This window comes from Eggerthella hominis, assembly GCF_014287365.1.
In the GTDB taxonomy this organism is placed as follows: domain Bacteria; phylum Actinomycetota; class Coriobacteriia; order Coriobacteriales; family Eggerthellaceae; genus Eggerthella; species Eggerthella guodeyinii.
Map to the genome: position 1 here is coordinate 1 of NZ_JACOOA010000014.1, position 12,215 is coordinate 12,215.

14 protein-coding genes are annotated in these 12,215 nt (G+C 47.8%); 12 read left to right on the top strand and 2 right to left on the bottom strand.

Annotated features, from left to right (window positions below; translation table 11 throughout):
- The first annotated feature begins 61 nt into the window (after positions 1-61).
- The 12 genes from H8S61_RS17090 (at position 62) to H8S61_RS17610 (ending at position 9,550) form a co-directional block, all read left to right on the top strand.
- Complete coding sequence (locus tag H8S61_RS17090; RefSeq protein WP_255466691.1) at positions 62-1,237, top strand: O-antigen ligase family protein; 1,176 nt, start codon at positions 62-64, stop codon at positions 1,235-1,237.
- Positions 1,231-2,481, top strand: a complete 1,251-nt coding sequence (locus H8S61_RS17095) for a polysaccharide biosynthesis protein (protein ID WP_186939839.1) — start codon at positions 1,231-1,233, stop codon at positions 2,479-2,481. Before H8S61_RS17090 ends, H8S61_RS17095 begins: the two co-directional genes overlap by 7 nt.
- A 2-nt stretch (positions 2,482-2,483) precedes the next feature.
- Positions 2,484-3,461, top strand: a complete 978-nt coding sequence (locus tag H8S61_RS17100; RefSeq protein ID WP_186939840.1) for an ATP-grasp fold amidoligase family protein — start codon at positions 2,484-2,486, stop codon at positions 3,459-3,461.
- The gene (locus H8S61_RS17105; RefSeq protein ID WP_186939841.1) at positions 3,458-4,645 is read left to right on the top strand and encodes a hypothetical protein; all 1,188 of its coding nucleotides are present in this window, start codon (positions 3,458-3,460) and stop codon (positions 4,643-4,645) included. Before H8S61_RS17100 ends, H8S61_RS17105 begins: the two co-directional genes overlap by 4 nt.
- Positions 4,646-4,940: 295 nt before the next feature.
- Complete coding sequence (locus H8S61_RS17820; RefSeq protein ID WP_366458685.1) at positions 4,941-5,426, top strand: LbetaH domain-containing protein; 486 nt, start codon at positions 4,941-4,943, stop codon at positions 5,424-5,426.
- A 62-nt stretch (positions 5,427-5,488) separates the two neighbouring features.
- The gene (locus H8S61_RS17115) at positions 5,489-6,448 is read left to right on the top strand and encodes an N-acetylneuraminate synthase family protein (RefSeq protein WP_197054180.1); all 960 of its coding nucleotides are present in this window, start codon (positions 5,489-5,491) and stop codon (positions 6,446-6,448) included.
- On the top strand, positions 6,445-7,584 hold the full coding sequence (gene neuC / locus H8S61_RS17120; RefSeq protein ID WP_035586357.1) for a UDP-N-acetylglucosamine 2-epimerase: 1,140 nt from the start codon (positions 6,445-6,447) through the stop codon (positions 7,582-7,584). Before H8S61_RS17115 ends, neuC begins: the two co-directional genes overlap by 4 nt.
- Before the next feature lie 13 nt (positions 7,585-7,597).
- Positions 7,598-7,969, top strand: a complete 372-nt coding sequence (locus H8S61_RS17125) for a CBS domain-containing protein (RefSeq protein ID WP_081956918.1) — start codon at positions 7,598-7,600, stop codon at positions 7,967-7,969.
- Positions 7,962-8,678 (top strand): acylneuraminate cytidylyltransferase family protein, encoded by a 717-nt coding sequence (locus tag H8S61_RS17130; protein WP_081956919.1) that lies wholly within the window; start codon positions 7,962-7,964, stop codon positions 8,676-8,678. Before H8S61_RS17125 ends, H8S61_RS17130 begins: the two co-directional genes overlap by 8 nt.
- A 219-nt stretch (positions 8,679-8,897) precedes the next feature.
- A complete protein-coding gene (locus tag H8S61_RS17135) occupies positions 8,898-9,275 on the top strand; it encodes a hypothetical protein (RefSeq protein ID WP_035586360.1) in 378 nt (125 codons plus the stop codon).
- Complete coding sequence (locus H8S61_RS17825; protein ID WP_436231610.1) at positions 9,276-9,473, top strand: transposase; 198 nt, start codon at positions 9,276-9,278, stop codon at positions 9,471-9,473.
- On the top strand, positions 9,422-9,550 hold the full coding sequence (locus H8S61_RS17610; RefSeq protein ID WP_255466690.1) for a hypothetical protein: 129 nt from the start codon (positions 9,422-9,424) through the stop codon (positions 9,548-9,550). The genes H8S61_RS17825 and H8S61_RS17610 overlap by 52 nt, the downstream gene beginning before the upstream one ends.
- A 151-nt stretch (positions 9,551-9,701) precedes the next feature.
- Here the strand turns inward: H8S61_RS17610 and H8S61_RS17145 are convergent, their stop codons facing one another.
- Positions 9,702-10,598 carry an ATP-grasp fold amidoligase family protein gene (locus H8S61_RS17145; RefSeq protein WP_186939843.1) on the bottom strand — a complete coding sequence of 299 codons (897 nt, stop codon included), beginning with the start codon at positions 10,596-10,598 and terminating at the stop codon, positions 9,702-9,704.
- Positions 10,599-10,602: 4 nt separating this feature from the next.
- Positions 10,603-11,919 (bottom strand): lipopolysaccharide biosynthesis protein, encoded by a 1,317-nt coding sequence (locus H8S61_RS17150; protein WP_147272105.1) that lies wholly within the window; start codon positions 11,917-11,919, stop codon positions 10,603-10,605.
- Positions 11,920-12,215 lie beyond the last annotated feature (296 nt).

A 12,215-nucleotide genomic window follows, 5' to 3' on the forward strand; every position in this document is an offset into this window, starting at 1 on the left:
ATCTCATCTCAAGCCTGTGTAACCGATTCTCTTGCACAGGCCCGACTGACCTTTGGCTCAGATGAAAGATAGTCGTTCAAAAAGCGATACTTCCTTCGGCAGCTTGCTGCTGACTGCTTTCTTTTTAAGCAATTTCTTCTTTCGGTCCTTTCCGATCGATGCATTTTACATAAATGCGCTCGTTGGGACTGTGGGCATTTCAGCGCTTCTTTACACGTTCGCAACTGAGAAAAACAGCAGCTATCCCGTGTCTATTATCCTGTATGGCTTGATCGCATCGTTGGTCATGATGCTGTCATTCTTCTACAATGGTAATTCGGGAATAGAAGACTTTGCATGGATATGGGTATATGCAGGACCGGCGTCGATTTTACTAACGAAGCGAATCGATTATCGCTGGTTCAAAGCTGCTTTCTATCTTGTAGCAACGTTCATTGCCATTTGCGTTATTCTCGGGGTAAGTGAAAATGGAATTTTCACCACCACCAATAGGAATTACATTTCGGCTACAGCTATTCTTCTCGTATGTCTCTTCTACCTATTTCAATTTCGTCAAACTGGAAGGATCACTCTCGTACCAGCAGCTATTTGCGTAGGCGTATGCCTGTATGGTTCGGGCAGGTCGGGCATAATCCTCGGTGCTGCGCTTTTTGTTGGCATCCTTCTGTTTTATCTATTTTACGAAAAGAGACTGGCTTTTCGTAAAACTATGACTGTTATTGTTGTACTAGCTATAGCGTTTTTGATTATCTGGTACTTCTTGGGAGATACCCTTCAGTATCTGATCTATCGTTTTGATCGCGAGGGATTACAGAGCCCTCGCATGACCATATGGACAGAGTACTGGAGAGCTATATCGCACTCACTTGGAGACTTCCTTATGGGAGCCCCCGCAACGTCTTCAACGGGATTCACCATTGCGCGATATAAAGGAAACCTTCACAACGCTTTTTTCATGTTACATGCTCGTTTTGGTCTAATCGGTATAATTCTTATTACGATTGGCATGATTTATGCAATTGCGAGGCTAATAGGTCAACGAGATTACCTCGGCGTCTTCTTGCTTTCGGTTCTTGCCGTGCGGGCATCGTTTGATTGGCTTGCATTTCCCGGCCCTTATGATCCAGTGTTTCTGTTTTTCATATTTTCTGGATCAAGAGGGTTTTGCTCGGTAAACCGTAAAGAAATCCTTGTTGCGTCGGAAACAAGCCCATTTACGAAGCATTCTACATGTTAGATTTCAAGAACACGACACTACGATCATTCGCAAAACGTGCTTTAGCGGATTACTCGCTCACCTTCTTGTCTTCGGTGGCTACTATTGGCGTTATTCAAATTTTCGTCTACCCATATGTCGCGCGGGTGCTAGACAATCAAGCTTATGGACTGTTCTTGACGCTTATGGGTGTTGCGAACTCCTTAATGCCGGCTTTTGGCAGCACGCTTAGGAATACCCGAATCGTCATGAACGAAGAGTACGCAATACGAAACTGTCCGAAAAGCGACTTCAAGCGCATCGCGTGCTTCGTTGCACCATCGGTAGCCGTTCTTTCAACCACCGCGATGTCGATGGTGTACCACATGGATGCTTTCAATGCTCTGATTATGGCAGCGTTGCTAGCATGCGGAATATTGAAAGCGTACGGGTTGTTCGTCTTCCGCTTACCGATAGATCCACGGAAAAACCTCAAAGCGAGTCTAGCTTCTTGCGTAGGATACCTCGCTGGCTTGCCCCTCGTAGCCTTTGCAGACTTGTGGTTCTTTCCGTTCCTTCTCGCGGAAGCATTGAGTTTGGCGTATGTTTTAAAAGAGTCTCCGATTTTCGAGGGCAGCATAAGCGCATCATCGTTATACCCGAGCGCTTTGAAGATGTACTCCTACCTCACGATAACGAACCTCATCACTTACTGCTCCGTTTACATTGACCGCATCTTGCTTTACCCCTTGCTCGGGCCCATCGCTGTTACAACCTATTATGCCGCTTCGTTCGTTGGTAAAGCTTGCACGTTTTTGATGAGTCCACTAAGCACGGTTCTACTAAGCTATATAAGCGACGGATCGCATTGCCTGACGGTCAAGCGATATGACTTGTTGAATGGGTCGATACTCCTAGGTGCGTGCATCGTCGGTGCTCTTTTACTTGCTGCAGCGCCGCTGATCACGACGCTTTTGTACCCCGATCTTGTCAGCGATGCAATGCCCTTTATTTATATTGGAAATGCCGCCTCGCTGCTCGGTGTTGTTAACGGCGTAAATATGGTGATCGTGCTCAAAGCAGCTCCTGCTCAATGGCAGCTTATCATATCCATCGCGAAGCTTGCGCTCTATGTCATGGCAGCTCTTTTTGCCGGATCAGCTGGCAACTTGACCGTATTGTGCGTTGCGCTACTGTTTTCGAACATAGCAATTTATCTTATGACGTATTTTGTGGGCAGATTCTACCTGCTTACGACAACTTCGAGAAAAACTCCGAAAGGATAGGTATGAGCATTCACGGCTCCCTTAGAAGTATCTTTCGCATTTGCGGTAGAGCATGTTACAAGATGTTGCCCTTGGAGTGGTTTTTGCGCCTGAAATTTAGAGTGCTCATGGGACGTTCGCTCAATTTAGACAATCCCAGCACGTTCTCGGAAAAAATCTATTGTTTAAAAGTTCTTAATGGAGAATTGCGTGCGCCCCTTATTCAGCGCTGTTATGACAAAGTCAATGTTCGAGATTACGTAGTCGAAAAACTGGGACAAAAGCGGGGGGAAGCTATTCTAAACGAGCTGTATGGCGTGTATGACCGGCCAGAGGATATTGATTTCAATCAGCTGCCCAACGCCTTCGCTCTCAAAGTGACTCAAAGCAGCGGCTTCAACGTGCTTTGCCTCGACAAGAATCGGCTGGATAAATCCGAGGTGGTTCAGAAGCTAAAAGATTGGCAGAGGATTTCGAACATGATGGGAGATTTTTCGGAGGAAGGTTATATTTATGACGGACATGCGCGAATATGCTGCGAGCGATATTTGCGTCAAGAGGACGGAAGCGTGCCGCCCGACATACGTATCTATTGCTTTCACGGCGTGCCCAGATTGTTCGTTTGCGACTTCGGAACAACAAACGACGATGGTTCTCACGGAACTCATATAGTGAGGAACGTCTACGACGAGTCGTGGAACCTGCTCGAAGTCGATCTCGGTCGTCCTCACGATCCATCTGTTGTAATGGAGAAGCCGGATAACCTGGATGAACTCATTTTCGTAGCTCGGAAGCTTTCCGAAGACTTTCCTTTCGTTCGAGTCGATTTGTACAATTTGAATGAAAGTATCGTCTTTGGAGAATTGACTTGGATACCCATGGGGGGAAACTGCATCATTTCCCCTTTATCGTTCGATCGCGAAATGGGATCTTGGCTAAATATTCCCAATTGGCATGACCCAATCGAAACCAAGCGTCAAGTGCAGGAGCCTACCCGATGAACAGCCCATTAATTTCAAGGCTCGTGAAATTCAAACAGAAAGTGATGCGGGTATTGCTGGGGGCTAACAGGGACGATTCGCTTTCATTGAGCGAGCAGATTCAAGTCATCGAAGCCTTACCGGAACCGTCCGATTTAATAGAGCGTTCGTACTATCAATATCTTTGTCAAAAAAAACGCCATTCGGCTTTAGCTTATCGGATCTTTGTAACGGGCGCTAATATTATTGCGATCATCCCATTGCTTTACTACTCATTTCTGAAGCGTTCGACAAACGAGCCTGCTAATCAATCAGAATCGAGCACTGCCGTTTTTCTAGGTGTTCCGGCCGTTAAAGACCGCATACCGGAAAGTTTGATCAAGGAATACGGAAAGCTGATCATCGAGGGGAAATTTGGCTTATCGGTAACACGATTCGAAAAGAACTTTATACGACGAATTTGGGCGCGCCACCCTTTAAGTGTCTTGTTCGTGCTGAAATGCGCTATGAAGATTGCAGCTTACCGAGATGTCATCGACAGCGTTGGCGCTAGCGCAATAATCGCAACAAGCGAAGACTCTTACACTTCTTCCGTGCTTACGGAGTATTGCAGAAGGCGGCACGTGAAGCATATTAACATGATGCATGGGGAAGTCGTATACAACCTTTCTCGAACTTTCTTTGCATTTGATGCTTGCTACGTCTGGGATCAGCATTACTCAAATCTTATGACGAGATTGAGAGCAGAGCCAGCTCAATTCATTATCGAGCTTCCCAAAGGCTTAATCTACCAAGAGACATCGAGCGTTCGTGCGAATGGGGCGACGTACTATTTGCAGAATCAGGATATTCGGCAAATGCTTCAAATCAAAGAGCTCCTCGAAAGCCTTCAGATAGATTATCGAGTAAGACCGCATCATATCTGGACAGAGATGGATGAGCTTCGTCGGGTCTTCGAAGCGTCGCACATCGAAGATGCACATGATGTCCCCATCGAAGAATCGATTTTGAAAAGTGAAGTTCTTATTTCATGGTGTTCAACCGTTCTATTTCAAGGATATGTCAATGGAAAAAGAACCGTTGTGGACAACGTATCGAACCCCGTCCTCATTGAGCGCATGAAAGATTCAGATTACATCATGCTAGCTGAAGGAAGATCAGAATTACTCAGCAATGTATTGCATGAGCTCGGAACGATCGTATGACTTCAACTCTTCAGTGGATGACTGAATCTGCAATGCGTAGGTTTTGATCATGTTTGCGATGTTTTCAGCATCGCAAACTAGCGCTGGTAGCTCAATACGAGTCCGAAAGGCCTCTCTCGTCAAATACATACATGCCATTTTGAGACTCCACTCCTAAATAGCACTTTCGTTTCCAATAATTGTTTGAGGGGGTTAATTGATTACATCCAAAAGGGAATTAAGACAGTATTTAGAAGCTGATCAGAAGGCATTGAAAGCCTTCCATAAACACCCGCTAGCAAGCTCCGACAATTCGATGATTTGGCTAACGGATCCGGTATACAAATGGGAGCGTCTTCTCAGGTTCACTGAGTATCTCGAAAACTGCAGACGCGAGGCTGCTTTCTTACCAATACGCATATTCTTTCGATGGCGGTTCGCCAAAGAAAGCACGCGCCTAGGTTTCTCCATCCCCCTGAACACTTGCGGACCGGGACTGGCTATTCTGCATTTTGGGAGCGTTGTAGTAAGTAGGCATGCTAGCCTTGGCGCGAATTGTGTTCTTAATAGTGCTGTAAATATTGGAGCAAATCCGTTACGGGGTGGTGCACCGCAAATTGGAAACGACGTTTATATAGGACCCGGTGCAAAACTCTACAACGAGATTACTATCGCCGATGGCTGCATGATCGGGGCCAATGCAGTTGTGTCCCATAGCTTTTGCGTCCCAGGATCGCTTCTAGTTGGAATCCCAGCAAAACCAAAATATCAAACAAAGAAAGGAAGTGCAAAATGCGAATAGCAGGCAGGAGAGTAGGGGCAGATGCGCCGGTCTTCATAATCGCGGAAGCATGTGATAATCACATGGGTAGTCTCGACGCTGCCAAGGAAATGTGCCTTCAAGCAAAACTAGCAGGCTGCGATTGTATCAAGTTTCAGCACCATCTTCCCGACGAGGAGATGCTGCCCAATGTTCCCATGTCGTCAAACTTCGACATTCCTCTTTATGAATTTCTCAAACGCTACGCTCTAACACTCGACCAGCATGAAGAGCTTCTAAAACACTGCGATGAGATCGGTATTATGTACCTCTGCACCCCGTTCAGCCTTAAAGCGGCTTATGAGCTTGACGAACTCGGAGTCCCCGCTTTCAAGATCGGTTCGGGCGAGATGGACGACATCCCTACCTTGAGGGCGATTGCAAAACTCGAGAAGCCCATGATAGTTTCAACAGGCATGGCAACTTTTGAGGAAATCGAAAGAACATATGCCGCTTTAAGCTCATCGGGCATATCTTTCGCCTTGATGAACTGCCTTTCTGAATATCCCCCACGTTATGAAGATGTGAACCTGGGCGTTATCGTCCAAATGAGAGATTCCTTTCCAAATGCAATTATTGGACATTCCGATCATACGCCGGATCTTTTTACGACATTCGCATCGGTTGCTCTCGGCGCAAAAATAATCGAGAAGCACGTTATCCTCGACAAGCGGACCCCTGGGCCGGATCAAGCGGTTTCCATTGATTTCTTCGAGATGAGAGAGCTGGTAGATGGGGTGCGTAAGGTTGAAGCTGCTTTGGGAAGCCAAAAGAAAGTGCATCAGGCCGAACAGGGAATACGGGAGTGGGCCCATCGAAGCATCGTCTCGCTTGTTGATATTCCCGCAGGGACGATAATTTCGCAAGACATGGTTTGGTCAAAGCGGCCCGGAACTGGCATTCCGTCATATCGCATGGAAGAGGTTATAGGACAAGTGGTCACACGTGACATCCGGGCAAACACACTTATAGCCTGGAATGACCTGGCTCAGGAGAGCTTATGAAAAAGCTGTTGTTCCTAACAGGATCTCGCGGCGAATGGGGGTATATACGTCCGATACTGAGGCTTGCGCAGATGCGTGATGACGTAGAAACTGCCCTCGTTGTAACAAACATGCACCTTCTCCCGGGATACGGAAATTCCTATCGAGAAATCGAAAATGACGGTTTTCGCATCGATCACAAAATCAGGATGGCGATCGAGGGGGGCGATCATGTCTCTCACGCAAAATCTCTTGGTATCTGCCTTCAAGCGCTGCCCGATGTGCTTGATGTTGAAAACCCTGATTGGGTTGTTCTTGCAGGCGATCGAGGCGAACAGTTGATGGGAGCAATCGCCGCCTCTTACATGTATGTGCCGGTTGCTCACATACAGGCAGGAGAGGTTTCGGGCAATATCGACGGAATGACGCGCCATGCTATTGGGAAGCTTGCTCACCTGCATCTTGCCGCAAACGAGGATGCTGCCTGTCGGCTTATCAAGTTAGGGGAAGAGCCTTTTCGTGTCCACAATGTCGGTGCTCCACAGGTTGATGAGATGGTTGAAGCAAAATACTCATCAAAGATTGATATCGAGACGCGTCTAGGCTTAAACCTGGAACGAGGGTTTATGCTTGCAGTTATGCACCCCGTCACTGAAGAAGCAGCAAAGGCTGGTGAACAGGCGAAGATATTTGTAGAAGCGCTCAACGAATTCGAAATGCCAAAGATCGTTATCCTTCCCAACAACGATGCCGGTTCGTTCAGCGTTCGCAACGCCATTGTCTCTCATCGAAACGGAGACTATCATCTCTTTGCGAACTTGAAACGTGAAGATTACCTAGGTTTGCTCAAAGAGGCAAGATGCATCGTTGGAAATTCAAGTTCGGGGCTTTTAGAGGCGCCAACTTTCAAAACGGCAGCCGTGAACATTGGCCGTAGGCAAGACATGAGATTCAGAGGAAGCAATGTCATTGATGTCGATTTCGATAAAGAAGCAATCGTTGAAGCGATCAGGAAAGCTACTTCAAAAGAGTTCGAAGAGGCTTTGAAAACGTGCGAAAATCCTTACGGAGATGGGAAATCATCACAGAGAATTCTCGATCTGCTTGTCTCTACGGAGATCAATGACTCTTTAATGACTAAAACACTCACTTATTAGAAAGAGTGACGCCATGGATAGCAGTCTTGCGGTTTATTGCGTAACCCCGACTTACACAATTCGGGAAGCGCTAAATCAGATCGAGGAAAACAGGAGCAGGGGTGTTTTCGTCATCGGAAATGGCGATCGTGTTGAAGGATTCCTTAGCCAAGGAGACATCATACGCGCATTGTGCGTGGGTGCTGACATTTATTCGTCTATCCGACATTTTTCATCTCCGTCCTTTCTATATCTGAAAGATCGCGATATGGATAAGGCTTTCGGGCTTCTCAAAGAAAGAGGAATGACCTTGTTTCCTGTTGTTGATGACGACTTTAAGCTGATTGATGTTATAACGCTTTTCGACGTCATGGAATATATTGACAGGAGATTGTCAAATGGATAAGAGACGGCTACCGTGTCTTGCGGTGATACCAGCTCGTGGCGGTTCTAAAGGTATTCCCTTGAAGAACATCCAGCCGATCGGCGGCAAACCTTTGCTGGTTTGGGCGATAGAAGCACTGAAGCGATCCGACATTGATGCAGATATAGCGATAAGCACAGATTCAGAAGAGATCATTGCAGTAGCACGACGTTATTGCAATGAAAGAACCCATATCTTGAAAAGGCCCCCTAGCATAAGCGCAGACTCCGCGAAAACAGAAGATGCCCTGATTGACGCATTGGAGCAAATCTATCAAAAGTACGGGAAGAAATATGGCTCAGTAATGACAGTGCAGCCAACCTCCCCCTTCAGGAAGCCATCTACCATTAGAGATTTCAAGAATGCCTTTGATAGAAATCCCGAATGCGATGCTATGCTGACGCTCAATGCGGTCTACACGGATTTTTGGATTGAGGAAGAAGGCGGGTATCATCGTTTAAATCCTGAAGCGCCAAGACGCAGGCAGGATCGAGATCCTTTATATGCTGAAAATAGTTGCTTATATATTACAGAAGTAGACTCCCTCCTCGAAACCGGTTCCGTGCTGGGTCGAAAGGTGCAAGGATTTTTGATTAACGATCGTGAAGCAATCGACATCAATGAGCCGATTGATCTTCTGATTGCGCAGGTACTTTCCGATGCGGAACGAACCGGACTGGCAGGCATTTAACAACGAGGCGATAGAGTAAGAGAGGGCCGGCTAGAACGGGTTGGCTATTGATTCCAGCGTATCCCGATAATCGGTACTAAAGTGCTGTCGACCATTAACTAGTACGCAACCATCGGGGTGCAGGCTGCTCCGTAAGTCCCGGAGACGGCATGAGGTGTGGATACCCGACGAGGAATGCGGGGTCGCGCGCGACCTCTCGCAGGCCCTCGAGGACGTCCGATGCAACCTCGTGCGCGTGAAGCACCGCCGACGCACCCGCTCGTCCGCCATGGGCACGTCTACGACGAGCCCAACGGGAACGACAGGCGCAAGGACAAGCGGATAAGCGCCCACTGGGAGCGGGTCCACTCGATAGAGCTAGGCCAGGCCGCCGCGCGCGACGCCATGGACTACAACATCTCCGAGATTCGTCACCTCGAGGCCCAGAAGAAGGCCGTCGAGAAGGAGATCGCAGAATGCGCAGACCAGAAGAGGCGGAAGGGCTGCGTGGGGGCTTTGCGCTGCCTGAAGGGTATCGAGGCCATGACGGCGCTCTCGTTCGTTGTCGAAACCGGCGCGTTCTCCCGCTTCGACAACGCACGAACCTGCTCATCATGAATCGGGTTCGCTCCCTCCGAGCATTCGAGTGGCGAGAAGGTGGCGCGCGGGGGCATCACCAAGGCGGGGAGCTCCCATCTGCACAAGCAGCTCGTCGAGTCCGCCTGGCGCTACATGCGGGCGACTCGCGAGAGGAAGCGCTCAGAATGGACGAGGAGGTGTCGCTTCATATCAAGAACCACGCAGCTAAAGGAGTGAAGAGGCTCGAGGAGAGGCTCGCCCGTTTCGCCGAGCAGAGGTTCTGTTTTGTCGTCACCAAGGTCATGCAGGGATAGTATCAGGGCCAGGCTAGGAGATATCTCGGTCTGGCTTTTCATTGGTTTTTGACAACATTCTGCTCGTTAGGGGAATCCGGTCATAGGTCGATACTCGGTGGTTCGTTCTTTAGCAAGCTGCTACCGCAGTTAGCCAAGGAGCAATTAAAAGCTACTTCAATTCTGGAAGTTTGAGAAGATTGCCATATAGCTCTTCATATTCGAACGGCTCAATCTTCCCTGTACCACCCTGCGGGAGCCAAGTTAGCTCGCCTATATATACCTTATCTTTTACAACGTAGGTATCAACACGAACAAAGGGGAAATCCTGCGACAGCTTTTTGGCAATCATTAACATCTCGTCAAGCATTGGTGGTTTTTCTACAATGGCCTCGGGCTTCCTTTTGCGTCCCATGTCTACGGAAATAAACTCCCACGTCGTCGTATAAGTGTTCCTGTAGTACTCGTGAAGCTTGTTTCCCATCTCATCGGTTGACTCGATATCATGGCAAATGAAAGCTGGCTCTCCATTGAAACAGAATACCCGGTAGTCATCGGGTACTTTGCCGTCAGCCGTTTCCAGCAATTCTTCAGCTAAGATAATCGCATTTCCGTCGTACACATAATCTTCGAATATATGCTTTTTCTTTCGAGCTTCGTGCAGCCAAAACGAGAACTTGTTGCGGATCTCTTGCTGCCTTTTCAGGTCTTCAACTCTCTCTCTGAGTACTAAATTCGATCCCGACGATTGGGAAACTTTTAGTATGCATTTTTCAGGCAGCGACTCGAATGGTATCTCTTGCGCAGATTCGTATACGCCCAACAGCTTTGGAGTGTAGCGATTCGAGTCCAGTTTTTCCGAAAAGTACTCACGAGCACGATATTTGTCGTAGCAGCGTTGCATAAGATCTTTGCGGTGGATATTATAAAAACTTTGCAACCATATCATTTTGTCAGTGTACAGCTCGGGATTTGACAGTCGTAGCAACCTGCCTTGATATTTCAGATATGTATATCTCACTTGCATCGACCTCGGGAAGAGCATTTTGATAAAACCTTTTAACGTCATGACTCTAGCCATCCTTCCGCGTTTTTGAAAAGCGATGCAATAGCGGTATGAGCAAACTCGACAAATACCTAAATTCGACACTAGATCTGTAGACCGCATACCACACAACGTTAGGAACAATCACGCATAATGCGAGTTTTAGAAAGAAGGGAATCAGGCCGCTTCCTCCCAAGGGCACACATGCCAAATACAACACAGCGGCCGTCGCGGCAAGAAGAACGAAAGATTTGGCGTACATCGAATAGAAGAAAACCGGCTTCCTATTGAACACTTCCCTGCAAACCACAAACGGATCAACGAGGAGCGCGACCACTTCTCCGCAACAGCAACCCAGAATCGCTCCCGCCACACCAAACCCCAAATGAACAAAAAGGAGCGCGCTTGCGATGTTCACAAACACGGACGCAACGTAGCGATACCGGGTATTCCAATACAATCCCGATGCCTGTCGATAACTGATTACGGCTCCCATCAATCCGTCAATTGCAAGCTTCAACGTAAGCGCCACCACCACATCCATTCCCAAAACCCATTCGCCGCCAAGCCATATCGTGATGAAGGGATTGGCCAGAATAAGGAACGCAACGCAGGAAAGCCCGTAAGCCCAAAAACATGCAAGATGAAGAGACCTGAAAACCAATTCGCTTTTCTCTACCGATTCGATTGCGTTGAGGTTTCCTACGCTTGCGACAACAGGGGCGAATACCGCTCCTAAAATCGCCATGATTCCTGTCAGGAGAATTGCATAATTTGAGTAGTACCCAACGAAAATAACACCGATCAAAGAGGAAATGATTAAGCTTGTCGCGGAATTGTTTATCGCAGAGCTTACTTTATGCAAAGCACCTCCATACACGTTCTTCAGGATGGAATTGCGCTCCGCCTCGTTCAGCTTTTCGGCATTCGCATCCAACGTATAAGGGTAGTTCCTGTCGACGTACCATGCCGTCATCGCATTACCGGCTATCGTCGTTACCGCCCCAATGGAAACGTAAAGGTAAAAGGAAAGTTCAGGCTGATCGCTCAACAAGACAAGGAGCGCAACTTGAACGGCGACCATGACCAGCGTGGCTCCTGTGTTGATCAAGGTGACGACGTATTCTTTCTGATCTGCGGTCAGCAGAGCCTTTTTATATGCAAAAAACCAATACGAACTCACAGTTCGAGCTAGGTATAATGCATAGACGATATAGATGTTCACCAAATCGGTCGAGCCCGTAAGCAGATAAGGCAAAAACGGCGTTAGCGCTGCGCCGGCCCCCAGGAACACGAATCCAAGAATCCTGTACGTGTTGCAGTAGAAGTGCAGCAGCGATTTCACTCTCGATTCGTCCCCTTCGGCCAATGGCTTGTACAAAGCGAAAACGATGACAGAGGAGAGTCCTAAATCCGACAAGTTTAGTATCACCAAAACGTTGGCGAAAAGGCTGTCGATCCCCAAGTACTCAACCGATAGCGTGTACGCAAAAGCGGTCCTCACGACGAAGTTTAGAACCAGGACGAGCATCTTGCACACTAGGCCGACAGCGGCATTTCTCATAAAGCTGAATGTACGCATCAGGACAATTCTGAGAGAAGCGAAATAAGGCTATGCGAGACGGTTGCCAAATCTGTTTC